Raw genomic sequence first — 23,570 nt, forward strand, 5'->3', positions numbered from 1 at the left:
ATTTGGCAACACTCGATACGGTGGTGCTTCTGACATATGCCTGAGGCCCACAAGAGGACCAGTAGACATTCGGCCACGTGGCCACGGGTTACGGTGCTGCTGTGGTGAACGACTCGGAGAACACAATGGGTACGGCGGTGCTGCTGGCCGCGGCGCCTGCCGGACGGGGACGGGCCATGGACGCGGCGTCCGTGCTGCCCGCGCTCGCGGCGGTACCGGCCGGGGTGCTCGCCGGTGCGCACATGGCGACGATCGTCGAACTGGCGGACCCGCTCGACCCGCAGACCGTCCTCACCAGACTCCGCGCCGCCGCCGCCACACCCGGGCCGCTCGCCCTCTACCTCGCGGGCCAGGTCCAACTCGACCGCCGCCAGCGGCTGCCGCACCTCGCGCTCGCCCGCAGCACGCCGACGACCCTCCGCTACACCGGACTTCCCTGGCACTGGCTCACCACGGAACTCGCGCCGCGCCGTCCCGGCACGACCCACGTCGTCGCCGACCTCGCCGCGGACCCGGAGCTTTGGCAGCGCCTCGCGGCGGAGCCGGGCGCCCTGTCCCTCGGCCCGGCCGTCCCGCTCTACGCGCGCGTGACGCCCTTTCCCCGCCGCGGGCCGCTTCTGACACCCGACTACCTCCGCCACTTCGCCACCCTCTGGCGCTCCGGCGCCCGCCCACCGCTCCCGGCCCTGCACGCGGAGGCATCCGCCGCCGCCTTGGCGGACCGCCCCGAGTCCCTGTTCCTGACACCTCCGGCCCCGACCGTCCTCCAGCCCACGCCTGCGGCGCCCGCTCAGCCGACGCAGGCAGCCCAGGGCCCGGGCAGCCGGCCGGTGCCGGCAGCCCAGGTCCCGGGTGTCCCTCCGCTGCCCATCCCGTCCGCACAGCCCGTGCCGGCCGCGACCGCGCCGCCGCCGGCGTCTCCGCCCGCCTCCCGCCCCGACGCCGTCGACTCCCCGCCGACCCGCCGCCTGCTGCCGCGCTCGGCTGAGGCGCACGCCGGGACAGGGCAGGCGGCGGCGACGCCGAGCCCCGAGGCGCAGAGCGGACTTGACGAAGAATCGCCCGCGGCGGCGGCGACTGCAGTGCCAGGCGCACCGGCGCCAGTACCCGTGTCCGTGCCCGCGCCCGCGTCTGTGCCCGGTCCCTTGTCTGTGCCCGCGTCCGTGTCCGTGGCGGCGGAGGCCGACGGGGCGACCGGCGAGCCGCGTGCGCCGGAGGCGCCGAATCCGTCACGGAAGGGAGGCCTTGCCGCACGGCGCGCCGAAGCCAAGGCGAACGCGGCGGCGCGGGCGGAGAGCGTCGTCGCGCCGCCGCGGCCCCTGGAGGCGCCCGGGGCGGGCGTCGGCGGACCGCCGCGGCCCGGGAGCGGGGTGGACCCGCATCCGGCGATCCTCGCCGCGGCGATGGCCGGGCGGCACGCGGAGGCCGCCGCGGTGGCCTCCGCGTGGGAGAGCGACGCGCTGCGGCGGTACGGGCCGCGGTCCGGGGAGGCGCTGCACTGGGTGGAGGTGCGGGCGGACCTGGCGCGGCTGGCGGGGGAGCCGGCGCGGAGCTGCGAGCTGTGGATCGCCGCCGCGCAGGCCCGGCTCGGGCTGCGGCAGGGCCCGGACGAGCCGGACGTCGAGGGCGCGGTGGACCGGGCGCACCACCAGTGGGAGCAGATCGCGGACCCGGCGCGGGCCCGCGCGCTGGGCCCCGCGCTCGTCGAGCTGCGCCGTGCCGTGCCCGGCCGGCACGCCGGCGCGCTCGCCGCGCTCCAACGGAGGATGGGCGGATGAACTCCGTGGCCACCGCCCGTCGTTCCGTCCGCGACCCCGCCGTAAGCCCTCCGCTGTTGCCGCCGCTCACCGCCGGCGACCCGGTCGCGTCGACCGACGCGTACGCCATCGACTGCGAGATCAGCGGCTACCGCGCGGTCGTCGCCCTCCGCGAGACCGGCGGCACCGCCCGTACGGTGACGGACCGCCAGATGGCCTAGGTCGAAGGCCGGTTGGCCGCGCAGGGGCTCTGGTGGGAGCCGTCCTCCACGGCCGGTCTCGCGGGCCTGCGCTCCCACGGGACGGCCGAGGACGAGGAGTACCGCCCGGTCGTCCGCGTGGTCACCTCGAGCGGCTACGCCGTCCGGGGCGGAGGCAGCACGGGTCGTGCCGCGTCAGTGCGCGCCGGCCGCGGCCTCCTCCGTCGGCATCACCACACGCAGCCCGAAGCGGTAGGTGCCGCTGCCTTCGGCGATGCCGATGAACAGCAGGCTGAAGTGCTCCTGGCCGCGCGCCGTGGCGATGCCGCCGAGGTCGAGCAGCGCGTCGTCGGTCCAGCCCAGGTCGTGGAGGAGGTCGCGGACGGTGTCCTTGGCCGTCCGGTCGTCGCCGGACAGGAAGACGGTGCTCGGGCCCTCCAGGGAGCCGGGGTCGACCATGACGAGACGGTCGATGGTGCACAGGGTCTTGACGACCGGGGTAGCGGGGAAGGAGCGCTGGAGCTCCTCGCCCAGGCTCTCGCCGAGATGGGAGAGGTCGCCGTCCGCGGTGAACCCGACGGCGACGTCGAGGAGCACCTTGCCCGCGAGGGCGGGTGCGCCGACGGAGGTGAGCAGCGCCAGGGAGGCCGTGCCGGGCGTCGCGTTGACGACGACGTCGGCGCCCGCGACCGCCGCCTCGGTCGACACGATCGGCACCCGCCCGTTCCCCGGGTCCGCCTCCTCCGGCCTGCGCGAGCCGAGGACGACCTCGTGGCCCGCCGCGTTCCATGCGTCGGCGAGCGTGCGGCCGACGTTTCCCGTACCAAGGATTCCGATTCTCATGGGCCCGACGCTAGGGGCGGCCGGCCCGCCCCCGCCTCGGCCGCGCGACGGGTGATCACTACCCCGAGGGTCGTACGTCCCGGGGCCTGACATCATCGACGTATGGCCTCCAGCTCCCCGCCCGCCGCCGCCGGCCTCGCCTCCGAGCCGATCGTGACCGACCGGCTCGTCCTGCGCCCCGTGCGCACCGGTGACCTGCCGGCGGTGACACGGCTGTGGACCGACCCGGAGGTGCGTCGGCACCTGGGCGGTCCCGTGGTGGACTCGGTGATCCGCATCCGGCAGCGACGGATCGTCGGCGCGCCCGGGTTCCACGCCGTCGAGCGGGCTGCCGACGGCACGGTGCTCGGCCTGGTCACCGTCGAGCGGGAGGGCCGGAACGGGGAGACGGAGGTCTCGTACCAGTTCCTGCCCGAACACTGGGGCCAGGGGTACGCCCGCGAGGCCGTCGCCGCGGCCGTCGAGCGGGCCCTGACAGACGCGGCGACGGTCGTCGCGGTCACCCAGGAAGCCAACGCCCGCTCCCGCCGGCTCCTGGAGGCGGTCGGCATGACGCACGTCGAGTCGTTCGTGGAGTGGGACGCCCGGCAGGTCCTCTACCGGCGCCTACGGCGGCGCTAGGCCGTCTCTTCCGGATCTTGGCCGGGGCCGCGATCCGGAAGAAACGGCCTAGCGCCCCCGGCCGGTCAGCCCGCCGTCCCCGTCCCGCCCGCCGCGAGCCGCGTCACCGCCCGCTCGATCCGGGCGGACCGCGTCCTCGGCGTCCGCGCCTGCCACAGGCTCAGGATGATCAGGTACCGGTCGGTCCTGCCCAGCGCCTCGAAGGCGGCCGCCGCCCGGGGCTCCGCGGCGAGGGCCGCCGCCAGGTCGTCCGGCACGGTCGCGTCCTTCTGGGAGGGGTACGCGGCCGCCCAGCGTCCGTCGGCCTGAGCGGCCCGCACCTCCGCGAGCCCCGGCTCCCGCATCCGGCCGGCCGCGAGCAGGGCCCCGACCTGGCGCACGTTGACCTGCGACCAGAGGCTCCGGGGCCGACGGGGAGTGATCTTCTGGAGGTAGCCGCGCTCGTCGCGGGCCTTGCGCTTGCCGGTGATCCACCCGTACGCGAGCGTGGCGTCCAGGATCTCCTCGGAGGTGGGGGAGGCGAGGCCGGAGCCGCTGCGGCCGAGCAGCAGCCAGATGCCGCCCGGCGTGTCGCCGTGGTGCTCGGCCAGCCAGGCCTCCAGCTCCTCGCCGTCGGCGAAACGCATGACCGCGAGTCCTTCGACCGTCTCCACCGGCTGCTCCTCACTCGTCGGGCCCCCACGATAAGCGCACGGGAGTGGGGCCGAGCGCGGGCGGACCACACTGCCCCGACCCGACCCGACCCGACCCGACCCGACCCGACCCCGACCCCGACCTCGACCCGATTCCGACGCCGCCCCGACCCCGACCCCGCACCGGAACCGGCATCGGGAACCGGCCGCCGTGTGCCGACCCGGCAGCGCAACGGGCCGGCGTCCTGGCCTGACCCGGCGTCAGAACCGCGCGTGGGTGGTGATGTCGGACTCGAACTGCTCGACCAGCTCCGGCGTCACGGTCGGCCGGCACTGCCCGATCGCGTCCAGGTAGTCCACCGTGGTCGCGCCGGGCGTGACCACCTCACCGGTGCGACCGCCGACCGCCACCAGGTCACGCTCGAAGGAGTTCTGCGCCGCGATCCGCGCCGCGTGCTCGATGTCGGCGGGCGTGAACAGCTCGCTCGCGGTGACCAGCGCGTCCACGTCGACCTCCGGCCGCGCGTCGGTGTAGCGCGACCAGATGGCGGCCCGGGCGGCCTTGTCCGGCGTACCGATGGGGATGAGGTAGTCGAAGCGGCCGGGGCGCAGGAAGGCCGGGTCGAGGGAGCGGATGGAGTTGGTGGCGCAGACCAGGAGCCGCTCGTCGCGCTCCCTGAACCCGGGGATGAGCTTGAGGAGTTCGTTCGTCACCCCGTGCATGCCGCCCGGCTGCACCGGCTCGGCGCGTACAGGCGCGATCTCCTCGACCTCGTCGATGAAGACGAGGACCCTTTCGAGCTCGGCGATCCGGGCGAAGGCCGAGCGCAGCGCCGCCGCCAGGTTCCCCTCGTCGGCGAGCCGGGAGGGCAGGATCTCCACGAACGGCCAGCCGAGCCGGGAGGCGATGGCGCGCGCGAAGGTCGTCTTGCCGGTGCCCGGCGGCCCGAACAGGCCGATCGCGCGCGGCGGGCGTACGCCGTGCCGGGCGGCGCGCTCGGGCTCGGCGAGCGGCAGCACGACCCGCCGTTCGATCAGGTCCTTCTCCCGTTCCATGCCGGCGACCTTCGCCCAGAGGTCGGCGGGCAGCAGCCGCCCGCCGAGGTCGTCGAGGAGACTGGCGGCGGGACCGTGCAGCGGTTCGACCTTCTCGAAGTACGCGACGGCGGGCTGCCGCGTGTACCCCGCGTTCAGCAGCCCCTCGCCGAGCAGCTCCTCCTCGGGCAGTACGTACGCGATGCGGGCGACCCGCGCGGCCACCAGGCGTCGCTCCAGTTCCACCAGGAGCGCGCTGGCGAGGCCCCGGCCGCGCCAGGCCGAGGAGATCGCCACGCGCATCACCCAGGCACGCTCGCCGGCCACGCAGGCCAGCGCGGCGCCGATGGGCGCGCCCTGGTGGACGGCGACGACGGCGGGCTGGCGGGAGGTCAGGGCGCCGATGCACTCGGCGAGCGAGAAGACCGACTCCTGGCCCAGTTCGGCCGTGGTGTCGATGAGATGGACGACCGCCGCGAGATCGCTCTCGCGGTAGTCGTGGATGAGCCAGTTCACCGGTGGTTCCGCCCCTCGTTGGTGCCGTCGCGCCTCGTGTCGGCGAGGCTAGGCGGGGCGCCCGGGGCGGGTCCTGCGCCACCGTGCACAAGCGGGCGGCCGCAAATGCGCCGTACCGGCTCTGTACGCACGGGGGCCACGGCGCACGGGAAGCGCCGGCGCGGGAATCCGCCGGCGTGCGGAAGTCCCCGGAAGGCGGACCTTCCGGGGACTTAGGCGAGTGGCCTCTGCTGGGAGAGGAGCGGACGGATGGTTACGTCCTTCTCTTGCTCATGAGCAGTCCGCCCGCTGTGAGGGCGAAGAGGCAGACGCAGGCACCGGTGATGACATTGCTGAGGATCGCGCCGGTTCCGGCGTCCCGGGAGACCACCCAGGGGGAGACGATCAGCCACACACCGAGCAGCAGGACCACGAAGTTGAGGTCCTGGGACCGCTCCGGGGCCATCGACATGCAGAGGCCGAGGGCCGCGAGAGCGATGCCGACGACCAGGTTGCTGATGGCGAGCTCCGGCTTCGTGGTGGAGAAGTGGACCGTCCACGCGGAGACCGCGGCCCAGATGCCGGCCAGGATCACCAGCTCCTCGACCGCTGCCACACCCCGGGTCTGGAGCATACGGGTGTAACGGTCCCGCATTTCCGAGGCGTCCGGGTGTCCCCTGATATCGCCGGGACGGTGAGAGACGTCGGCCATACGACTCGCCTCCTTCTGGCGTTCTGCACGTCTGACCGCGCTTGCGGCATCGTGCCGCGGTTTCATTGTGCGCTTATATGGCCTTTATGTGTAGATCTGCCCGATATGGGATCCACACAGAAAACCGCCGCACGATATGAGCGGAACCACCAATTCCCGGCGGTTTCCGCCGGAAATTCAACAAGGTGTTGGAGGCGGGGCGGCCGCAGGTCCGGTCAGGGACGGGCGTAGGGCCGGGTGATGATCTCCATGTTGTGGCCGTCGGGGTCGTCGAAATAGGCGCCCCGACCGCCGAAGAGGCGGTTGATCTGCCCGGGCTCGTTGTGGCTCGGGTCCGCGTAGTACGTGACCTTCATGCGCTCCAGACGCCCGATCATGGCGTCGAACTCCTCGTCAGGGACGAGGAACGCGTAGTGGCTGGGCCGGAAGGCGGTGTCCCCCGCGTCGTAGTAGTCGAGGGTGACGCCGTTGCCGGTGTCCACGGGCACGAACGGCCCGAAGGGAGCGCCGACCTCCAGGCCGAGCACCTCGGCCAGGAACTCGGCGGAGGCCCGCTTGTCGCGGGCGTAGACGACGGTGTGGTTGAGTTCGACGGTCACAGGTGGGTCCTTTCGCAGAGTGCGCGCTGGTGTGCTTCCTCCGGTCCCCGTGCACGCGTCTCGCGCATCGAGCGCTTCTCGCGCGGCTCGCGAGTCCGGCGCATCGAGCGCCTCTCGCGGCTCACGCCTCTCGCGTGTCACGGGGCGGACGGCCACGGCGGACCCCGCGCCCACCTCCCGGCGGCGCTCACACCATGGCCGGGCGCCTCTCTCGATCACGGCCCACGGCCGACCCGGCAGTCATGCAGGCAACGTAACCCGAGCCGATCACCTCCGGCAACGCGGTTTACCGCCAGGTGCGTCGAGGACCTGCGGCGTAGCCTGGAAGTGGACTCGGGGATCCGCGCGTTCTCCACCGCCGGGAGGCGGACGACGATGACCGGAATCGTTTCCAGGAGCTTCGACTCCGCAGACGAGACCCGCCCCTTCGAGGGTGGCAAGGGCCGGATGGACCTGCTCAACACGGACAGCGGAGCAGTCGGCCGGGCCGTGTTCGAGCCGGGCTGGAAGTGGTCGGAGCACGTCAAGCCGATCGCCGGCACCGACAGCTGCCAGGCCCACCACGTCGGTTACGTGGTGAGCGGCCGCATCAAGGTCGTCATGGACGACGGTGACTCCGTCGAACTGGCGCCGGGCGAGTTCTACGAGGTCCAGCCGGGGCACGACGCCTGGGTGGTCGGCGACGAACCCTGCGTGGCCCTGGACTGGGTGGGCTTCGTCGACTACGCGAAGCCGGCGGGCAGCTGACGGAGGGCCCGTCGGTCACTCGTGGCCGAAGCGCACACCCTCCCACGGCACCCGGTCCCCCGGAAACGAGTACGGCGAGCGCTGGTCGAGCGTGCGTGGCGGTGCGGCCTCGATGACGGGGGAGGCACCCTCCACCTCCTTCAACCAGGCGCCGAGCGCGTCCCTCAGGCCGTCCGCCACCCGCCGGTGCGAGGTGAGGCCGACGAGGTTCTCCAACTCGTAGGGGTCGGCGGCCAGGTCGTACAGCTCGCTCTCCCGGTAGCGGTCGGCGGCGGACTCGGACCAGGCGTCGACGCCGTCCGGCGCGGTCACCACGTACTTCCACCGGTCCGTGCGCACCGCGCGGGCGATGACGTCCTCGCTGATCTGCACGAACACCGAGAAGGGCCGGTCGGGTTCGCTGCCGCCGCCGACCAGGGGGCGCAGTGAGCGGCCGTGCACGCCGGCGGGCACGTCGATCCCGGCGGCGTCGAGCAGCGTCGGCATCAGGTCCACCGTGGACACCGGCTGCCGGATCCGCCCGCCGCCACGGAAGCCCGGCCCGGTGAGCACGAACGGCACGCGCACCGAGGCCTCGTGGGCCGAGCGCTTGTACTCGCCGTTGCGGGTGCGGAAGTGCGAGCCGTGGTCGGCGGTCCACGCGAACACGGTGCCGTCCTCGATGCCCAGGCTGCGCAGAACGTCGCGAAGCCGCCCCACGCCCTCGTCGACGCGCTTGATCTGCCCCAGATAGCCGCCGAGATGGCGGTGCGCACCGCCCTGCGCCGCACCCGGGCTGAGCGCGGCGAGGTCCGGGGGCAGCCACCGTCCCTCGAAGCGCTCGCGGTAGCCGGCCGGGGCGGGGTAGTCGTCGGTGGCGTTCTGGTGGTGCGGCTCGAGGAGGGACAGGAACAGCAGGAACGGGTGCTCGTGGTGGTCGGCGACGAAGCGGATCGCCGCGTCGAACAGGGCGTCCGAACGGTAGCCGGGCAGCCGTACCGGCTCTCCCGCCTCGTCGTACAGCACCGTCCGGTAGGCGTCCGAGGTGAACTCGAGCCGGTCCGAGGCGAGCCAGCGCGCGTAGCCGCCACGCCTCTCGGGCGGGACCGGTCCGTCGGGGTGCTCCTCGCCCGCCAGATGCCACTTGCCGATGTACCCGGTGACGTATCCTGCGGCGGCGAAGGCCTCGGCGAGCGTGGGTACTTCCGCTCCGAGCGGAAGTCCGTTGCGGAACACTCCGGCTCCCGTCGGGAAGCGCCCGGTCTGCAGCGCCGCACGGGCCGGCGCGCACACCGGATTCGAGGTGATCGCCTGCTCGACGAGGGTCCCCTCGCGGGCCAGCCGGTCGAACTCGGGCGTCACCCCTGCGGGATTGCCGTGCGCACCGGTGGTGTCCCACCGCTGCTGGTCGGTGAGGACCACGATCACGCTGGGGCGGTTCGTCGGCGGCATGCGGATCCCTTCGGGCCGGGGAGACGGACGGGGAGCGGATGTTCGGCGTCCGGCAATTAATTTCGCAGAGGAAGTAATCCCCGCGCCAGAGGGCCGCGCCGGGAGGACACCCGGACAACTAGGCTGCGACGATGGAACGCTCGACCGACCTACCCGACCGTCAGGTGAACGACTACGACGGCTTCGCCGAGGCGTACGCGGCGGAGAACGAGAAGAGCCCCGTCAACGCGTACTACGAGCGCCCGGCGACGCTGGCCCTCGCCGGAGACGTGACCGGCCGACGGATCCTGGACGCCGGCTGCGGTGCCGGCCCGCTCTCCGCGGCCTTGCGCGACCGCGGGGCCACCGTCACCGGCATCGACGTCAGCGCCGGGATGCTGGCTCTGGCGAGGCGGCGGCTCGGCGACGACGTGCCCCTGCACGTGGCCGACCTGAGCGAGCCGCTGCCCTTCGCGGACGGGGCGTTCGACGACGTGATCGCGTCGCTGGTGCTGCACTACCTGGAGGACTGGGGACCGACGCTGGCCGAGTTCCGGCGCGTACTCGGCCCCGGCGGCCGGTTGATCGCCTCGGTCGACCACCCTTTCGTGGCGTACACCTTCCAGGACTCCCGGCCCGACTACTTCGCGAACACCAGCTACGCCTTCGAGTGGACGCTCGACGGCCACACGGCCCCGATGACGTTCTGGCGAAAGTCACTGCACGCGATGACCGAGGCCTTCACCACCGCCGGCTTCCGCCTCTCCGCAGTCAGCGAGCCACAGCCCGACCCGGCCGCCCGCGAACTGTTCCCCGACGACTTCCACACCCTCTCGACGAAGCCCTGCTTCCTGTTCTTCGTCGCCGAGGTCCCACCGGCGGGAACGGGCGAGGACGACTAGGCCGGTTCGTTTGGATCACTTCCGCTGGCCGAGGTCATCGTTGATGATGTCCATGTGACTAACCGCATCAGCGCTCTGATCTCGGCCTTCGGTGTTCTTGCCAGCGTGATGCTGCTCGTTTTTGCCGTTCGTGAGTACCGCTCTGGGGCCTCGGTTCTCTGGCTTGTGGCTGGAGCCGTGATCTTCCTCAGCGCTTCGTACACGCTCGTGCGGGACGCGCGGCGACTCCGCACTGGGCCGACCGTCTGACAGCGGCGTCGTTCCAACCAGCCCCGCAGTCGTTGTTCGTGTGTGCCGTTGACTGACGCGCCGTGGGCGCGAATCGAGCCGTTACTCCCAGATCGGACGCCACGGCGGGGTGGCCGTTGGCGGGATCATCGCGAGGTGATCGATGCAATCGCCTGGAATTTCCAGACGGGATCGCAGTGGGTTCACCTCCCGGAGACGTACGGCAACTGGCGAGGCGTCTACAACCGGCTGCGGATGTGGGCCATCGACGGCACGTGGGAGCGGGTGTTCACCACGCTGGTCGCAGGCCGACGCCGACGACGACCTCAACTGGATCGTCTCGGTCGACTCGACCGTCGTGCGGGCACACCAGCACGCGGCTGGGGCCCGCAAAAAGGGGCCCCAGCCGGCGAGCCGGCAGACCACGCCATCGGCCGGTCCCGCGGCGGACTGACCACAAAGATCCACCTGGCCTCCGATGCCCACTGCCGGCCGCTGGTCTTCGTGCTCACTGCCGGACAGGCCGGTGACGCGCCCGCCTTCGCTCACGTCTATGGCTCGCCTGCGCGTTCCCCGGCGCCGAGGACGGCCCCGCACCAGGCCGGACGTGGTCCTGGCCGATAAGGCGTACTCCTCCCGCGCGATCCGCGAGCACCTGCGCAAGCGCGGTATCCGGGTGGTCATCCCCGTCCCGGCCGATCAACGCGGTCACCGGCTACGGCGCGGCAGCCGGGGCGGCAGGCCACCGGCCTTCGACCGCGAGGCATACAAGCAGCGCAACACCGTCGAACGCTGCATCAACCGCTTGAAACAGTGGCGGGGCATCGCCACTCGCTACGAGAAGACCGCGACCATCTACCTGGCCGGACTCCACATCGCGGGCATCTTCCTCTGGTCAGCGCGGTGATCCAAACGAAACGGCCTAGGCCGGCGCAAGTGATCCCAACGAACCGGCCTGGAGCCGCCGGACGGACCTGGGCCGGTTCTTCCGGGTCTTGACCCGGTCCGCCCCTGATCCAAGAAAGCGGCCTAGGGCTTTTCCTTCGGATCATCTGATCGTTGGTTGATGTGTGTCGTTGACTGATGCCCAGTGGGCGAGGATCGAGCCGTTGCTGCCGGACCGGACACCGAAGCGGGGTGGCCGGTGGCGCGATCACCGGCAGGTGATCGACGCGATCGCGTTCAAGTACTGCACCGGTACGCCGTGGATGGACCTGCCCGAACGCTTCGGCTCGTGGAAAGGCGCCCACAACCGGCTGCGGAAGTGGGCCGCCGACGGCACCTGGGAGAAGGTCTTCACCGCCCTGCTCGCCCAGGCCGACGCCGAAGGCGACCTCGACTGGATCGTCTCGGTCGACTCCACCATCGTCCGGGCTCACCAGCACGCCGCCGGGGCCCGTCAAAAGGGGCGCCAGCCGGCGAGCCGGACGACCATGCCCTCGGACGGTCCCGCGGCGGACTGACCACGAAGATCCACCTCGCCGCGGACAGCAACTGCCGACCACTGGCGTTTGTCCTGACGCCCGGCCAGGCCGGCGACGCGCCCGCGTTCACCCAGGTCATGGCCGGCCTGCGGGTGCCCCGAGCCATCGGCCGGCCCCGCACCACCCCGGATACGGTCCTGGCCGACAAGGCCTACTCGTCCCGCGCCATCCGAGCTCATCTCCGCCGACGCGGGATCCAGGCTGTGATCCCCCAACCCTCTGACCAGGCCGCGAACCGCAAGCGGCGGGGTCGGCTCGGAGGCCGTCCGCCGGCCTTCGACCGCGAGGCTTACAAGCAGCGGAACACCGTCGAGCGGTGCATCAACAAGATCAAGCAGTGGCGCGGTCTGGCGACCCGCTACGACAAGACCGCCACCGTCTACCTCGCCGGTCTCCACATCGCCGCCATCTTCATCTGGTCAGCCAGATGACCCCAGCGGCTGCCTAGACCCATCCCTGGTCGAGGTAAACCGTCCAGGCATCTCCCACTGCCTTGTGCAGTTCAACCAGGGCTGCAACGTCGGCGATGGCTGCCGGAGCGTCGGACAGTCGCAACGGAAGGTCCGGGACGCTATTGCGGGTGTAGACCGGCAGCTCGCCGTTGCAGTTGAAGGCGTGAAGGGAAGGGGGAGCGTCGTTGAACCACGCGGGACAGTTCTCTTCAGCCCATGCAGCCGCGGCGTCGACACGATCCACATGCACCAGTAGACGCTCAGGAGCAGGCCCGCCACTGAACTGTACGAGGAAGCCCTGAGCGTCCACTGCCCACCAATCCCACATGAATCCAGGTCGGGGGTGCCGCAGGATTGTCGTCATGCCATCACCGTATCCAGGCCGGACAAGACCGTTGTAGGTGATCCGAAGGAAACGGCCTAGCGCAGCGGCCCGCGCTCGTCGACGAGGGTGGGCGGCTCCGACAGGAAGGCGTCACGGTCCACGGGGCCGTACGCCACGTTGAACGTGTCCAGCCAGTACGACCAGTCCCTGGCGCTCGTGACGCCGCTGAAGCGGTAGTTCAGCTGCCAACGCACCCACTGACCGGGCTCGAGCCGCACCGCCGGGGGCCTGCGCCGCCGCGGAGGCAAACCGGACATCGGATTCACCCATGCCTGCACCCGCAGCCGGCCGCGTTCGTCCCGCAGGCCGACATCCACCGACCGCAGGGGCCTCTCGCTCGCCTGCGGCGTGAACCCGTTCCACTCGGCCATGTGGACGAAGTGGGCGACGTCGGGGGCCGGCGGCGGCAGGCGGAAGCCGGCCGGCACGGCATTCCTGAGCGCGGCGGCCTCGCCGCCCCGCGAGTGCTTGGTCCAGGACGTCCGGACCCACTGCACGGTGATTTCCACGTCACCCGCCTTCCGCGCAGAGCCTACGGTCGTCGCCCCGGCACGTCATGCGGATTCCGAGGCAGTCGCCCGTCCCGGACGCCGCTCGCGCTGTCGGTGGCTTGCGGTAAACAGGTGCCAACCTTCCGAGACGAGGCATGGATGAGCCCCAGCCCCAGCCCCACCTCCCACCCGGCGCCTGGACCCGGGCCCGGACCAGGACCAGGACCAGGACCTGAGCCTGCTCCCGTACGCGCTGCCGCTGCCGAAGCTGCTCCTGTGCCCACATCCATTGCCGCACCTGGCCCCGTATCCGGTTCCGCTGCCGCATCAGCTGCAACGTCCGCTGCCACACCTGGTTCGGAACCCGCTTCCCCACCCGCGCTCGGTTCCCGGCCGGCCGGGGACGGGCGGCGTGAAGCCAACGCGGCCACCGTCCTGCGGACCGTGCGCGAGCACGGGCCGCTCGCCCGCAGCGCCATCGCCCGGCTCTCCGGCCTCAGCCCCGCCGCCGTCTCGCGGCAGGCCACCGACCTGCTCCGGCACGGGCTCCTGCGCGAACTCCCCGAGCGCGCGGAGACCGGAGGCCCCGGACGCCCGCAGATCCCCGTCGACCTGCACCTCGGCACCGCCGGCGGTCCCGTCGCGGGCGGCGTCCACCTCGGCGTTCACGCGTCCACCCTCGGGCTCGTGGACCTGCGCGGCGGCGTCGTCGCGCGCCATTCCGTCCAGCACGACGGCGCCGACCCGCGCGTCCTGCCCGCCACCGTCGCCCGCGAACTGCGCGCCTTCCTCGACGAACACCTCGGAGACCGCCCACTCCTCGGCATCGGCGCCGCCCTAGGCGGCTGGGTCGACCCCGAACACGGTCGCGTCGTCCGGCACGACGCGCTCGGCTGGTACCACCGCCCCCTCGCCGCCGAACTCGCCCGCGGCCTCGGCGGACCCACCGTACGGGTCGACAACCACGCCCGGGCCGTCGCCCAGTCCGAGATCCTCTTCGGCCGCCCAGAGGCACGCCGCAGCCTGGTCCACCTCTTCGTCGGCAATGTCGTCGACGCCGCCCTCGGCATCGCCGGAGTCGTCCACCAGGGGCCCGGTTCAGCTGCCGGGGAGGTGGCGCACCTGCCCGTCCCCGACTCCACCGTCCCCTGCGCCTGCGGCCGTTCGGGCTGCCTGGCGGCGACCGCCTCCAACCGGGCACTCGGCGAGACCGCGTACCGCCGGGGCATCGTGCCGGACCCCGACGCGTTCCTGGTGGTGGACGCGGCGGCGGCCGGCGACCGGCGAGCGGACCGGCTCCTGCGCGAACGGGCCCGCGCGGTGGGCCGCGCGGTCGCGCTGCTGCTCGACGTGCTCAACCCGGATCTGGTCGTGGTCACCGAGCTGGCGAGCCTCCTCGACCCCCGCTACCTGGAGGAGATCCAGGGCACGGCCGTCGACCTCTCCCACGTCTGCCACGACCCCGAACGCATCGTCAGCCCCCACGCCGGCCCGGCCACCATGCCCGTCGCCGCGGGTACGGTCCTGCTGAACCCGCTCTTCCGGAACCCGCTGCAGAGCCTTGAGGAGATGGCGGACCGGCGGTAGGGAGGCCGGACGGTGACATGCGCTCCGGAGCAGGGGCACCCCCCTTGGTGCGGGACGCCGGCCGGAACCGTCGATCCGGACGCGGGTCCACCACCCGCCGGCCCGGACGGCGTCGCGCCAGTCGCCCGGAAATTGCCCGGCCCGCCGCTCCCTTCGCTGGCAGGATGCGGGGCATGAGTCAAGATCACCGCATCCCGACGCCCCGCACCGCCGACGAACGCACCACCCTCACCGCCATGCTGCAGTTCCAGCGCGACACCCTGGCGATGAAGTGCGCGGGCCTCACGGCGGAGCAGCTGCGGACCCGGGCGACAGCCCCTTCCGGCCTCTCCCTCCTCGGCCTGGTCCGGCACGCGGCGGAGGTCGAGCGCGGCTGGTTCCGCAACATCGTCAACGGCGAGCGCACCCGCAGCCGGTGGACCCCGCCCGGTTCCACCGACTGGGCCGACTTCGACGTGGACGACGCCGACGTCGACGAGGCCTTCGCCGTGTGGCACGAGGAGTGCGCCCGCGCCCGCGAGATCGTGGCGGCGGCCCCGTCCCTGGACGTCACCGGAAGCCACGGCGACGAGACGTACTCGCTCCGCTACGTCCTCGCCCACATGATCGAGGAGTACGCACGCCACAACGGTCATGCCGACCTGCTGCGGGAGCGCATCGACGGCACGACGGGGGAGTAGCGCGCCAAGGATGCCGCAGTGCTGCGACAGAAGTCCGGGACGACCCGGCTGTTATCGTCGCGGCATGCCCGAGTTGATCGCTCCGACCGCCCAACTGCACGCTTCGTGGCTGGCCGCCGACGCCGAGCGGAGTCCGGGTGAGCCGCAGGACGGCGGCGGAGTCTGGCTCGCCTCCGCGGACGAGCTCACGCGCCCCGAGGGCTTCGCGGCCTGGGTCGGGCGGCTGCGCGCGCAGGGCGATCGGAGCCGGCCCGCGCCCGCGGGGCGGGTGCACGCGACGCACTTCTGGATCGTCGAAGGCGACACGTTCCTCGGTGCGATCGACGTACGGCACGAGCTCAACGACTTCCTCCTGCGTGCCGGCGGACACATCGGCTACAACGTCCGTCCTTCCGCCCGCCGCCGCGGCATCGCCACCTGGGCGCTGGGCGCGGTGCTGCCGGAGGCCCGTGCGATCGGACTGACCCGGGCGCTGCTCACCTGCGACGACACCAACATCGCCTCCGCCCGCACGATCGAGCGCAACGGGGGAGTCCTCGAGGACGTCCGCGAGACCGAAGTCGGCACCAAGCGGCGCTACTGGATCGAGCTGTAGGCGTCCGTGACGCAGTCCGCCGTGCAGCCGGCGCGCTCGTACGCGTGCCGGAGGGCGGCGGCGGCGTCCTCGCGGACGACCTCCTCGTAGCCGAAACGCTCGTCCGCGAGCCGTACGACGTCCTCGACCGTCACGATCGCCGGCTGACCCCGACCCGCCGCGAACCTCGCGGAGGCGATCGCCAGCTCGGCCGAGCGCGTGAGCGCCCGCGTGTACGCCCGCCAGGCGACGGCCCGCGCACGCCGCGGCGCGAGAGGGCGCACCGCGCGTCCCTTGCAGAGGGCGCCGGCCACGATGAGAGCGGCGCCGGTGATGACGATCAGGGCGCCGACGGCGGCATTGAGACTCACGTTCACACCGCCTCCTTTCCCGGGACGGCTCGCGCAGAACCGTCTCACCCCGCCGGTCGTTCACACCCGTCGCGCCGAACCGGACGCCGAAGCGGACGTCGAGCCCCGAGCCTCGGCCCCCGGCCCCGGCCTCCGACCCCCGGCCCCCGGCCCCCGGCCTCCGACCCCCGCCTGCCGGCGCCCGGCGCCCGGCCTCCGGCCCCTGGCCCGCGCCCCCCGGCCCCCGACCGCGGGCCCTCAGCCCCCGCCCCCCGGCCCGCAGCGGCGCGGGTCCCACCCCAGCCATGTGACGGAGGACCTTTGCCACCGCCGGTGACACGTGTAAATTCCTCGTGTCACCCTTGTTCACAGCACCGAGAACGCGGCCGCCGCACCGGCCCGGCCAGGAAGGCGCACCATGTCCCTGGAGACTCCCTTGGACGCCCCCCTCGTGACCACGACCCGCGGTCCCGTCCGCGGCGAGCGGCGGCGGGACGGAAGCTGTCGCTTCCTCGGCATCCCGTACGCCAAGCCGCCCGTCGGCCCGCTGCGCTTCGCCGCCCCCGAGCCGCCGGAGCCGTGGACCGAGCCGCTGGACGCCACCGCGTACGGGCCGACCGCGCAGCGCCGGCCCTTCGCCGAGGTGACCACCATTCCTGAGCCGTCGATCCCCGGCGCGGGCGTGCTCAACCTGAACGTCTTCACCCCCGCTGCCGACCCGGAGGCCGGGCTCCCGGTGCTCGTCTGGATCCACGGCGGCGGTTACGTCGCGGGCTCGGCCGCGAGCCCCTGGTACGACGGCGCCGCGTTCAACCGCGACGGCGTCGTGCTCGTGTCGCTCGGCTACCGGCTCGGCATCGAGGGCTTCCTGCACCTGGATGACGCGCCCGACAACCGGGGCGTGCGGGACTGGATCGCGGCCCTGGAATGGGTGCGGGACAACATCGCGCGCTTCGGCGGGGATCCCGCCAAGGTGACCGTCGCCGGCCAGTCCGCCGGCGGCGGCGCCGTCCAGACGCTGCTCGCCGTGCCGTCGGCGCGGGGCCTGTTCCGCGGCGCGCTCTCGGTCTCCGGTGCCGTGATGAGGCCGGACGGGCCGGAGGTTCCTCGGGCCGTCTCGCGCCTCTTCACCTCCCGTACCGGCCGGCCCGCCACGGCCGCCGCGCTCCAGGACCTGAGCGACGACGAGCTCCTCGACCTCCAGGACCGGCTCGGGGAGCCCGGCCCGGACAGGGAGGGACTGCCGCCGATGCTGTCCCTCGCGCCCTTCGCCGACGGCGATCTCGTCCCCGAGCCGGTCCTGGACGCGCTGACGACGGGCGACGCGGGCGCCGACGTACCGCTGATGCTGGGCTTCACCGCACACGAGTTCAACATGATCCCCGCGCCCGGCCCGGACGGCCCGCCGCTCCCGGTGCTGCTCGGCGGTCTCGGCCTCAGCGGGGAGCGGGCCGCGGCGTTCGCGGAGACGTACGCGGAGACCGACCCCGCCGGTCACTTCGGCCAGGCCCTCACCGACGTCACGTTCCGCGCCCCGTCCCTGGCCGTCGCCGACGCCCGGGCGGAGCGCGAACGGCCCACCTGGCTCTACCAGTTCGAGTGGCCGTCACCCGTCAACGGCCAGGCCTACCACTGCCTGGACCTGCCCTTCGCCTTCGACCTCCTGGAAGCACCCGGCGTCGAGGCCGCGGCCGGCCCGACCCCGCCCCGGCCCCTGGCCGATGCCATGCACCAGGCCTGGGTCGCCTTCGTCACCGACCAGAACCCGGGCCCGGACTGGCCCGCGTACACGGCGGCCACCCGCGCGACGAAGATCTGGGACGAAAGCCCGCACGCGGAGAAGGACCCCTTGCGCGCGGTCCGCCGGATCTGGCTTGCGTGAAGGCAATGGTTCAGTTCCTCGCCGACCTGGTCACGGGAGGCGTGGAGCTCTGGGGGCTTCCGATGGTCCGTGCCGAGGTCACGTGGGCGCGCGGCGCGGACGTCGGCGGTCCTTGAGACTGCAGACGGCGTCGACGGCGTCGACGGCGTCGACGGTGCCGACGGATGCAAGGAGGCAAGGAGGCGAACCGGCGGTGGCATCAGTGGAGGAGCGGGTGGGTCCTCTGATGGGGGCCAGGTGGGGTGAAGCGGAGACCGTTCTCGTCGAGGGCGTTGAAGACGGTGGCCCGGCCCGTCGTGAAGACGAGGCTGACGTCGACGTTGCCCTGCGCCAGGTCCCTGCCTGTCCACTCGAGCAGTTCCACTCCTGTGAGGGCCTGGCCTTGAAGGGCGTGCAGTTCGGACAGAGGATCGGCGCGCCACCGCAGGTCGAAGCCGGCCCACTGAACCGGGCGACCGGGGTCGATCGTGTTCCAGGTGACGGAAAGATCGTCGAGCTTGTGGTGATTGATCTCGACCTGCTCGCCCTCGAAGTCGAAGAGGACCGGGCAGTCACGGAACCACTCGTCAGCCTGGAGGTCCCAGACCATCCAGACCCGTGTCAGAGTCCGGCCGACGAGACCGCGCAGGCGATGCGCATGCTCCCGCGCGATGTCACTGCGGCGGTTCAGCCAGATCGGCTGGTAGCCCGCGATGCCGAAATCGAACATGTCGTCATCCTGGCAGAGCCTCCTCACGCCGGCATGCGCCGGGACCTTGCCGCCGGCGCGTCACACGGGTGCCGCGTAGCAGTGGACGGTGACCGTCTGCGTCGGGCTCCACTGCTGGTGGGCCGTGGTCAGGCGGTGCCAGCCCAGGCGCTCGTACAGGGCGATGGCGGACGTGTCCGAGGCGACGACGTCGAGGACGGGGTGCAGGGCGCGGCGGCGGGCTTCGGTGGTGGCCTCCGCGATCAGGCGGGCGCCGAGGCCGTGGCCCCTGGCCTGCGGGGCGACGAAGAGCCTGCCGAGGACGGCGGTCGTCTCAAGGGCCGCGCCCGTCCGCTCGCTCCAGGCGATCGGCGCGAGATCGTCGCCGGCGGCGGGTGACAGGGTGACGTGGGCGACCGGGCGGCCGTCCCGTACGCCGACCCATGCGCCGAGCACGGGGTCGCCGCGCAGCCAGTCGGCAGGACGGGCAGGCCAGTTCAGCGGGTAACCGTCGTGTCGGTGGACGTCCGCGAGAGCCCGTACGCACGCCTCGAGGTCTTCGTCGGTCCGCCGCCGGACGCCGCACAAGGTCTCTTCCGCCATCACCCCGGGATTCCATCACGAACGCGTGGAGCCGGGCCAACTGCCTCCCATTGGCCCTTTCCCGGCGCCGCGTGACGGATAGCATCCGGACCGCCGCCCGACTTCGACGATGGGAGAAGCCATGCTCAAGCGGTTCGCCGAGCTGTCCACGCCGCTGGTCGCCGACGCCTGCGTACGGCTCGGCGTGCCGCTGCGGGTCGCGCCCGCCGGAATCGTGCCCGTGCTGCCCGGGCGACGGCTCGCCGGGCGCGCGCTGCCCGCACGGCACTACGGCAGCGTCGACGTGTTCCTCGAGGCCTTCACCACCCACGGCGCGCCCGGCGACGTGCTGGTCGTCGACAACGGGGGACGCACGGACGAGGCCTGCATCGGCGATCTCGCCGTCCTGGAGGCGGAGGCGGCCGGCGTCGCCGGCGTCGTCGTCTGGGGGCTGCACCGCGACACGCCCGATCTGCTGGAGATCGGGCTCCCGGTCTTCTCGTACGGCGCCCACGCCCCCGGGCCGGTACGGCTCGACCCGCGCGGTCCGGAGGCCCTGCGGAGCGCCCGTTTCGGAGAGCACACGGTGGGCGCGGAGGACGTGGTGTTCGCGGACGACGACGGCGTCGTCTTCGTGGCGGCCGACCGGGTCGAGGCCGTGCTCGACACCGCCGAGGGTATTTTCCGCACCGAGCGGAACCAGGCCCGGCGCATCAGGGCGGGGGAGACCCTCCGCGACCAGACCCGCTTCGCCGAGTACCTGGAGCTGCGCGCGCAGGACCCCTCCTACAGCTTCCGCCGGCACCTGCGGCGGATCGGCGGCGCCATCGAGGAATGAGTCCGCGGGCGCGGGTGCGGGTGCGGGTGCGGGTTCGGGGGCCGTGCCGTGCGGGTGAGGGTGCGGGTGTGGGTTCGGGCGCGGGGGCCGGTGCCCGTACGGGCCGGGCGCGGCGCGCGTTGTGATCGGCCGGACGAGCCCTGGGAGTGGCTTGCCCGATCAGTTCCCCGGGAACGCGAGAAAGGGCACGGCCGGGTGGCCGTGCCCTTTCTCGTGCGCCCGGGGTGCGGGTCGCGTCAGCGGACGATCTCGGCGCGGATGCGCTCGTCGGGGGTGGCGATGTCCCAGTAGTAGGCGGTGCCGCTCGCGCCCTTGTAGACGCCGGTGCCACCGGTGATGGCCATCTCGAGCTCCGGCGCTCCCCTGTCCCAGAGGGCCTGCATGGTCAGGGAGCCCTTCTCGAGCCGAGCCGTGATCACGCACTGCGACGTCTGCCTGTCGCCTTCGACGCGGACGACCTCGCACGTACCGCCCCCGAGTCCGACCACGCGGCCGTCCTTCGACGTGGTGCCCGAGAAGGCGTTCATGTCGCCCTGGCTCGGCCCTGCCGCGCCGAGGTCGATCGACTCGTACTGCAGGTTCTCGACCTTGAGCTCGAGGACCTCGACGCGCTTCTTCGGTGCCGCCGCCGTGTCGGCGGCACCGGCACTGCCTACGGCGAGGACGCCGAGGGTGGCGGCGGCCAGGGAGACGGCGACGAACCTCTTGATCAGCATGATGAATCCCCTCGCGATGGAACTGCCTCGGAACTGCCTTGCGGCGTTGCGCACTTGGACTGCTCTGCGCGACGCCTTCGACGTTATGGCGGTCTGGATCACCACGTCCAAGACGAATATCGCTATGGCGTCATGCCGTGCGGGGCATGACGAGGGGGAGGGGGCACGCTCGTCGGCACGGTCGGCGGACTCGCGCAGCCTCCCGGTGCGGGTGGCGTCGCCTCAGCCGGCCCGGAAGCCCGTGGTTCCGTCCGGGAGTACGGCCTCGACCTCCGCGCCGTGCTCGACGGTCCGGCTCACCGTGCAGTACTTCTCGTGCGTGAGGCGCACACCCCGGGCGAACACGTCCTCCGCCCGCGGGTTGTTGTCCGGCAGCTCGAACTCGTAGCTCACCCGGATCCGCCCGATCCTGCCGTCGTCCTCCGGACCGGACACGCCCTCCACCACGATCCTCAGGTCGTCGTGGTCGACCGCCCGCGCCGTGCGGTCGATCACCAGGCCGCCGCAGCCTCCCATCGCCGCCAGGAGCAGTTCGACGGGCGTGAACGACGGCTGCGCGTCCGCGTCGTCGGCGGCGGCGATCCGTACCTCCGCGCCACGGTCGTTCCGGGCGGTCCAGGTGCGGTAACCGGTGCGGATTGTCTCGATGCGGTACTCGTCGGCCATGGCGCGGGCTCTCCTCGGTGGTGCGGACAACGAATCAAGGACGTCACCGATAGCAAAGGCGCCAAAGGCGTCAAAGATGTCGGTGACGTCGGTGACGTCGGTGACGTCGGTCCATCCCATCACCCTTCTCCAGGCCGAGCCGGCACGGGCACGCGTGCGTCCCGCACGACCGCACCCCACGCCTCCGCCACCGTCCCCCACACCTGGCGGAGCCGGTGCTCCGCGTCCCGTACCGAGCCCACGGCCGCCTCCGGGTCGAATCCGGCGCTCCGCACCTGCGGCTCGTCGGCGGCGGCCCAGAACGCGACCGTGTCGGCCAGCACCTCCGGGTGGAACTGCACGCCCCACGCGTGCGACCCGACACGGAAGGCCTGGTACGCACAGTCGTCACCGGTCAGCAACGGCACCGCTCCGGGCGGGAGTTCGCCGATCTCGTCCCAGTGCCACTGGGCGGCGGGCGCGCCCTCCGGCACGCCGCCGAGGACCGGGTCCCCGTCGGCGGCGGGCAGCCGGCGCAGCGGTACGGCGCCGAGCTCCGGGCCCTGGGAACGGCGCACGACCCGGCCGCCGAGAGCGTGGGCCATGATCTGCGCGCCCAGGCAGATGCCCAGCACCGGAACCCGGGTCCCGCCCTCCACCGCCGCCCGGACCAGCGACCGGACCTGCGGCAGCCAGGGCGCGGCGGTGTCGTCCTCGCAGTTGACCGAACCACCGAGGACGAGCAGCCCCGCCCAGCCGTCCAGGGACGCGGGCAGCGCCTCGCTCCGCCACGGGTGGACGACCCGCACGTCCAGCCCGGCCGCGCGCAGCCGCTCGCCGACGAGCCCGGGCCCGGCACCGTCCTCGTGCTGGACCACCAGGACGGGGCGGCCGGTTCGGCCAGGGCGGCAGGAGTCCGTGGAAGTGTCGGTCACAGTCGTTGCGCCTCCGTGATCGTCGACCGTCGTTCGTCGATGCCCGTGGTAGGTCTCCAGGGTTGCTGAGGAATCGTTTCGGCGCGGGCGGTTCCAGGACTTGCCGCGGTATGTGAGTACGGACTCCCTTGCGGACTGAGTACCCGGTCGCCGGACTCGCCGACGTGTGCCCCGGCAGTTGAGTACCGCGCCCGATGCCCGCGCCCCCGCCCCGCTGGTGGACTGTCGTCATGACCGACGACGCCCCGCGCCCCCGCCCCCTCCGCAACGTCACGGCCACGGCCACCGCCACCGGCTCGGCGCTCGCCGTGGCGCTGTTGCCCGTCGTGGTCGGTGCGCTGCTGGCCCGTACGGCGGGCGGGGACCCGATGGTCTCCGTCAACGCGCTGATCGCCGGCGGCGGCCAGCGTGCCCGGCTCTCCCGCGCGCAGTTGCGGGCCTCTCGCGGCCGGGCCGTCGCGACGGCCCGCGGGGTCCTCGCCCACTCCGCGCTGCGCGAGCGATAGCCTGCATGTTCATGACGCGTGCTTGGCTTCTGCCGATTCTGTTGGGGCTCTGTGGCGTACTGGTCGCCGTCGGGATGGTCGCCAAGGGCAGCCCCGTGCCCGCCGCCGTGCTCCTCGTGGGATTCCTGGGGCTCGCGGGCGTGAACTCACCTCTGCTCTTCCCGCGGTCGATCACCGCGTCGGAAGCGATGCGCCGCAGTGCGGAGGACGGGCGGCCGGTCGTCTACTGGCGCGCGGGCTGCCCGTTCTGCATGAGCCTTCGCGTACGGCTCGGCCGGGACGCCCGCCGCGTGCACTGGGTCGACATCTGGCGGGATCCGGAGGGGGCGGCGGAGGTGAGGGCGGCCAACGACGGGAATGAGACGGTTCCGACCGTCTTCGTGGCCGGCCGGCCGCACACCAATCCCGACGTCGAGTGGGTGCGCGGGCAGCTGCCGCCGTCCTCCTCCCGCTCCCGAGCCCGCTGACCTCCGCTCGTGTGCCCTCGTTCCTCGTCCCGTTGACGTCCCCACCCCTGGCGGGCGGCCTCGTCTCCCCGAGCCCTCCGACCCCGCCCCTCAACCCAGCCCCCGACCCAACCCTCCAACCCAGCCC

At 72.7% G+C, this 23,570-nt stretch carries 28 protein-coding genes and 2 pseudogenes; 16 read left to right on the forward strand and 14 right to left on the reverse strand.

What is annotated here, in order from left to right; genetic code table 11:
* Positions 1-101: 101 nt before the first annotated feature.
* Both ACFVGS_RS17720 and ACFVGS_RS17725 read left to right on the forward strand, forming a co-directional pair.
* A complete protein-coding gene (locus tag ACFVGS_RS17720; RefSeq protein ID WP_385692977.1) occupies positions 102-1,778 on the forward strand; it encodes a hypothetical protein in 1,677 nt (558 codons plus the stop codon).
* Positions 1,775-1,978, forward strand: a complete 204-nt coding sequence (locus tag ACFVGS_RS17725) for a hypothetical protein (protein WP_384419418.1) — start codon at positions 1,775-1,777, stop codon at positions 1,976-1,978. The genes ACFVGS_RS17720 and ACFVGS_RS17725 overlap by 4 nt, the downstream gene beginning before the upstream one ends.
* 174 nt (positions 1,979-2,152) lie before the next feature.
* Here the strand turns inward: ACFVGS_RS17725 and ACFVGS_RS17730 are convergent, their stop codons facing one another.
* A complete protein-coding gene (locus tag ACFVGS_RS17730) occupies positions 2,153-2,800 on the reverse strand; it encodes an NADPH-dependent F420 reductase (RefSeq protein WP_385692978.1) in 648 nt (215 codons plus the stop codon).
* Positions 2,801-2,902: 102 nt separating this feature from the next.
* Here ACFVGS_RS17730 and ACFVGS_RS17735 point away from each other — a divergent pair, with 102 nt between their 5' ends.
* Complete coding sequence (locus ACFVGS_RS17735; RefSeq protein WP_384419412.1) at positions 2,903-3,421, forward strand: GNAT family N-acetyltransferase; 519 nt, start codon at positions 2,903-2,905, stop codon at positions 3,419-3,421.
* A gap of 65 nt (positions 3,422-3,486) precedes the next feature.
* Here the strand turns inward: ACFVGS_RS17735 and ACFVGS_RS17740 are convergent, their stop codons facing one another.
* The 4 genes from ACFVGS_RS17740 to ACFVGS_RS17755 all read right to left on the reverse strand — a co-directional run bounded on the left by ACFVGS_RS17740 (position 3,487) and on the right by ACFVGS_RS17755 (position 6,894).
* Positions 3,487-4,047, reverse strand: coding sequence for a YdeI family protein (locus tag ACFVGS_RS17740; protein WP_384419443.1), 561 nt, complete (start codon positions 4,045-4,047; stop codon positions 3,487-3,489).
* Positions 4,048-4,314: 267 nt separating this feature from the next.
* Complete coding sequence (locus ACFVGS_RS17745; protein WP_384419409.1) at positions 4,315-5,604, reverse strand: ATP-binding protein; 1,290 nt, start codon at positions 5,602-5,604, stop codon at positions 4,315-4,317.
* Between the two features lie 253 nt (positions 5,605-5,857).
* Positions 5,858-6,199, reverse strand: a complete 342-nt coding sequence (locus ACFVGS_RS17750) for an SPW repeat protein (protein WP_384419406.1) — start codon at positions 6,197-6,199, stop codon at positions 5,858-5,860.
* A gap of 311 nt (positions 6,200-6,510) precedes the next feature.
* Entirely contained in the window at positions 6,511-6,894 is a 384-nt protein-coding gene (locus tag ACFVGS_RS17755) for a VOC family protein (RefSeq protein ID WP_384419403.1), read from the reverse strand.
* A gap of 375 nt (positions 6,895-7,269) precedes the next feature.
* On the opposite strand from ACFVGS_RS17755, the gene ACFVGS_RS17760 reads away from it, so the two are divergent.
* Positions 7,270-7,641: a cupin domain-containing protein gene (locus ACFVGS_RS17760; RefSeq protein WP_385692979.1), complete on the forward strand. Its 372-nt coding sequence runs from the start codon at positions 7,270-7,272 to the stop codon at positions 7,639-7,641.
* A 15-nt stretch (positions 7,642-7,656) separates the two neighbouring features.
* Here ACFVGS_RS17760 and ACFVGS_RS17765 read toward each other — a convergent pair whose 3' ends face one another.
* The gene (locus ACFVGS_RS17765; RefSeq protein ID WP_385692980.1) at positions 7,657-9,072 is read right to left on the reverse strand and encodes a sulfatase-like hydrolase/transferase; all 1,416 of its coding nucleotides are present in this window, start codon (positions 9,070-9,072) and stop codon (positions 7,657-7,659) included.
* 131 nt (positions 9,073-9,203) lie between these two features.
* Here ACFVGS_RS17765 and ACFVGS_RS17770 point away from each other — a divergent pair, with 131 nt between their 5' ends.
* The 5 genes and pseudogenes from ACFVGS_RS17770 to ACFVGS_RS17790 all read left to right on the forward strand — a co-directional run bounded on the left by ACFVGS_RS17770 (position 9,204) and on the right by ACFVGS_RS17790 (position 12,096).
* Entirely contained in the window at positions 9,204-9,953 is a 750-nt protein-coding gene (locus ACFVGS_RS17770) for a class I SAM-dependent methyltransferase (RefSeq protein ID WP_385692981.1), read from the forward strand.
* Between the two features lie 54 nt (positions 9,954-10,007).
* Positions 10,008-10,202, forward strand: a complete 195-nt coding sequence (locus ACFVGS_RS17775) for a hypothetical protein (protein WP_384419391.1) — start codon at positions 10,008-10,010, stop codon at positions 10,200-10,202.
* Between the two features lie 42 nt (positions 10,203-10,244).
* Entirely contained in the window at positions 10,245-10,805 is a 561-nt protein-coding gene (locus tag ACFVGS_RS17780) for an IS5 family transposase (protein WP_385692982.1), read from the forward strand.
* Positions 10,789-11,088: a transposase gene (locus tag ACFVGS_RS17785; protein WP_385692983.1), complete on the forward strand. Its 300-nt coding sequence runs from the start codon at positions 10,789-10,791 to the stop codon at positions 11,086-11,088. The genes ACFVGS_RS17780 and ACFVGS_RS17785 overlap by 17 nt, the downstream gene beginning before the upstream one ends.
* Before the next feature lie 163 nt (positions 11,089-11,251).
* Positions 11,252-12,096: pseudogene (locus ACFVGS_RS17790) on the forward strand (IS5 family transposase).
* 13 nt (positions 12,097-12,109) lie between these two features.
* Here ACFVGS_RS17790 and ACFVGS_RS17795 read toward each other — a convergent pair.
* Positions 12,110-12,481 carry a hypothetical protein gene (locus ACFVGS_RS17795; protein ID WP_385692984.1) on the reverse strand — a complete coding sequence of 124 codons (372 nt, stop codon included), beginning with the start codon at positions 12,479-12,481 and terminating at the stop codon, positions 12,110-12,112.
* Between the two features lie 56 nt (positions 12,482-12,537).
* Entirely contained in the window at positions 12,538-13,011 is a 474-nt protein-coding gene (locus ACFVGS_RS17800; RefSeq protein WP_385692985.1) for a hypothetical protein, read from the reverse strand.
* Positions 13,012-13,383: 372 nt separating this feature from the next.
* On the opposite strand from ACFVGS_RS17800, the pseudogene ACFVGS_RS17805 reads away from it, so the two are divergent.
* The 3 genes and pseudogenes from ACFVGS_RS17805 to ACFVGS_RS17815 all read left to right on the forward strand — a co-directional run.
* Positions 13,384-14,580 (forward strand): annotated as a pseudogene (locus tag ACFVGS_RS17805) (ROK family protein); the annotation flags it as partial.
* A 173-nt stretch (positions 14,581-14,753) separates the two neighbouring features.
* Positions 14,754-15,260, forward strand: a complete 507-nt coding sequence (locus ACFVGS_RS17810) for a DinB family protein (RefSeq protein ID WP_385692986.1) — start codon at positions 14,754-14,756, stop codon at positions 15,258-15,260.
* Positions 15,261-15,324: 64 nt separating this feature from the next.
* Complete coding sequence (locus tag ACFVGS_RS17815) at positions 15,325-15,855, forward strand: GNAT family N-acetyltransferase (RefSeq protein WP_385692987.1); 531 nt, start codon at positions 15,325-15,327, stop codon at positions 15,853-15,855.
* Here the strand turns inward: ACFVGS_RS17815 and ACFVGS_RS17820 are convergent.
* A complete protein-coding gene (locus tag ACFVGS_RS17820) occupies positions 15,837-16,205 on the reverse strand; it encodes a hypothetical protein (RefSeq protein WP_384419376.1) in 369 nt (122 codons plus the stop codon). The two genes, ACFVGS_RS17815 and ACFVGS_RS17820, sit on opposite strands and share 19 nt — an antisense overlap.
* Before the next feature lie 397 nt (positions 16,206-16,602).
* Between ACFVGS_RS17820 and ACFVGS_RS17825 the strand changes: the two genes are divergently transcribed.
* Entirely contained in the window at positions 16,603-18,066 is a 1,464-nt protein-coding gene (locus tag ACFVGS_RS17825; protein WP_384419373.1) for a carboxylesterase/lipase family protein, read from the forward strand.
* 199 nt (positions 18,067-18,265) lie between these two features.
* Here ACFVGS_RS17825 and ACFVGS_RS17830 read toward each other — a convergent pair whose 3' ends face one another.
* Both ACFVGS_RS17830 and ACFVGS_RS17835 read right to left on the reverse strand, forming a co-directional pair.
* Positions 18,266-18,775: a hypothetical protein gene (locus ACFVGS_RS17830; protein ID WP_384419370.1), complete on the reverse strand. Its 510-nt coding sequence runs from the start codon at positions 18,773-18,775 to the stop codon at positions 18,266-18,268.
* A gap of 60 nt (positions 18,776-18,835) precedes the next feature.
* Positions 18,836-19,357 carry a GNAT family N-acetyltransferase gene (locus tag ACFVGS_RS17835; protein WP_384419366.1) on the reverse strand — a complete coding sequence of 174 codons (522 nt, stop codon included), beginning with the start codon at positions 19,355-19,357 and terminating at the stop codon, positions 18,836-18,838.
* A gap of 121 nt (positions 19,358-19,478) precedes the next feature.
* On the opposite strand from ACFVGS_RS17835, the gene ACFVGS_RS17840 reads away from it, so the two are divergent.
* Positions 19,479-20,174 carry an RraA family protein gene (locus ACFVGS_RS17840; RefSeq protein ID WP_385692988.1) on the forward strand — a complete coding sequence of 232 codons (696 nt, stop codon included), beginning with the start codon at positions 19,479-19,481 and terminating at the stop codon, positions 20,172-20,174.
* 236 nt (positions 20,175-20,410) lie between these two features.
* On the opposite strand, the gene ACFVGS_RS17845 is transcribed toward ACFVGS_RS17840, so the two are convergent.
* The 3 genes from ACFVGS_RS17845 to ACFVGS_RS17855 form a co-directional block, all read right to left on the reverse strand.
* Positions 20,411-20,890: a hypothetical protein gene (locus tag ACFVGS_RS17845; RefSeq protein ID WP_385692989.1), complete on the reverse strand. Its 480-nt coding sequence runs from the start codon at positions 20,888-20,890 to the stop codon at positions 20,411-20,413.
* Between the two features lie 222 nt (positions 20,891-21,112).
* Positions 21,113-21,556 carry an OsmC family protein gene (locus ACFVGS_RS17850; protein ID WP_384419357.1) on the reverse strand — a complete coding sequence of 148 codons (444 nt, stop codon included), beginning with the start codon at positions 21,554-21,556 and terminating at the stop codon, positions 21,113-21,115.
* A gap of 119 nt (positions 21,557-21,675) precedes the next feature.
* Entirely contained in the window at positions 21,676-22,470 is a 795-nt protein-coding gene (locus ACFVGS_RS17855; protein WP_385692990.1) for a type 1 glutamine amidotransferase, read from the reverse strand.
* 230 nt (positions 22,471-22,700) lie between these two features.
* On the opposite strand from ACFVGS_RS17855, the gene ACFVGS_RS17860 reads away from it, so the two are divergent.
* Both ACFVGS_RS17860 and ACFVGS_RS17865 read left to right on the forward strand, forming a co-directional pair.
* Positions 22,701-22,976 (forward strand): hypothetical protein, encoded by a 276-nt coding sequence (locus ACFVGS_RS17860; RefSeq protein ID WP_384419352.1) that lies wholly within the window; start codon positions 22,701-22,703, stop codon positions 22,974-22,976.
* Positions 22,977-22,987: 11 nt separating this feature from the next.
* Positions 22,988-23,443, forward strand: a complete 456-nt coding sequence (locus ACFVGS_RS17865; protein ID WP_385692991.1) for a glutaredoxin domain-containing protein — start codon at positions 22,988-22,990, stop codon at positions 23,441-23,443.
* Positions 23,444-23,570 lie beyond the last annotated feature (127 nt).

Source organism: Streptomyces sp. NPDC127114 (assembly GCF_042677525.1).
Taxonomy (GTDB): Bacteria; Actinomycetota; Actinomycetes; order Streptomycetales; family Streptomycetaceae; genus Streptomyces.

What these genes read in the sequence shown, in the direction of transcription:
- ACFVGS_RS17730 (WP_385692978.1), bottom strand. Translation starts at nt 2,800, where the DNA reads ATGAGAATCGGAATCCTTGGTACGGGAAACGTCGGCCGCACGCTCGCC.
- ACFVGS_RS17765 (WP_385692980.1), bottom strand. Translation starts at nt 9,072, where the DNA reads ATGCCGCCGACGAACCGCCCCAGCGTGATCGTGGTCCTCACCGACCAG.
- ACFVGS_RS17860 (WP_384419352.1), top strand. Translation starts at nt 22,701, where the DNA reads ATGACCGACGACGCCCCGCGCCCCCGCCCCCTCCGCAACGTCACGGCC.
- ACFVGS_RS17835 (WP_384419366.1), bottom strand. Translation starts at nt 19,357, where the DNA reads ATGGCGGAAGAGACCTTGTGCGGCGTCCGGCGGCGGACCGACGAAGAC.
- ACFVGS_RS17760 (WP_385692979.1), top strand. Translation starts at nt 7,270, where the DNA reads ATGACCGGAATCGTTTCCAGGAGCTTCGACTCCGCAGACGAGACCCGC.
- ACFVGS_RS17735 (WP_384419412.1), top strand. Translation starts at nt 2,903, where the DNA reads ATGGCCTCCAGCTCCCCGCCCGCCGCCGCCGGCCTCGCCTCCGAGCCG.
- ACFVGS_RS17770 (WP_385692981.1), top strand. Translation starts at nt 9,204, where the DNA reads ATGGAACGCTCGACCGACCTACCCGACCGTCAGGTGAACGACTACGAC.
- ACFVGS_RS17840 (WP_385692988.1), top strand. Translation starts at nt 19,479, where the DNA reads ATGCTCAAGCGGTTCGCCGAGCTGTCCACGCCGCTGGTCGCCGACGCC.
- ACFVGS_RS17845 (WP_385692989.1), bottom strand. Translation starts at nt 20,890, where the DNA reads ATGCTGATCAAGAGGTTCGTCGCCGTCTCCCTGGCCGCCGCCACCCTC.
- ACFVGS_RS17740 (WP_384419443.1), bottom strand. Translation starts at nt 4,047, where the DNA reads ATGCGTTTCGCCGACGGCGAGGAGCTGGAGGCCTGGCTGGCCGAGCAC.
- ACFVGS_RS17830 (WP_384419370.1), bottom strand. Translation starts at nt 18,775, where the DNA reads ATGTTCGATTTCGGCATCGCGGGCTACCAGCCGATCTGGCTGAACCGC.
- ACFVGS_RS17815 (WP_385692987.1), top strand. Translation starts at nt 15,325, where the DNA reads ATGCCCGAGTTGATCGCTCCGACCGCCCAACTGCACGCTTCGTGGCTG.
- ACFVGS_RS17795 (WP_385692984.1), bottom strand. Translation starts at nt 12,481, where the DNA reads ATGACGACAATCCTGCGGCACCCCCGACCTGGATTCATGTGGGATTGG.
- ACFVGS_RS17810 (WP_385692986.1), top strand. Translation starts at nt 14,754, where the DNA reads ATGAGTCAAGATCACCGCATCCCGACGCCCCGCACCGCCGACGAACGC.
- ACFVGS_RS17865 (WP_385692991.1), top strand. Translation starts at nt 22,988, where the DNA reads ATGACGCGTGCTTGGCTTCTGCCGATTCTGTTGGGGCTCTGTGGCGTA.
- ACFVGS_RS17725 (WP_384419418.1), top strand. Translation starts at nt 1,775, where the DNA reads ATGAACTCCGTGGCCACCGCCCGTCGTTCCGTCCGCGACCCCGCCGTA.
- ACFVGS_RS17825 (WP_384419373.1), top strand. Translation starts at nt 16,603, where the DNA reads ATGTCCCTGGAGACTCCCTTGGACGCCCCCCTCGTGACCACGACCCGC.
- ACFVGS_RS17850 (WP_384419357.1), bottom strand. Translation starts at nt 21,556, where the DNA reads ATGGCCGACGAGTACCGCATCGAGACAATCCGCACCGGTTACCGCACC.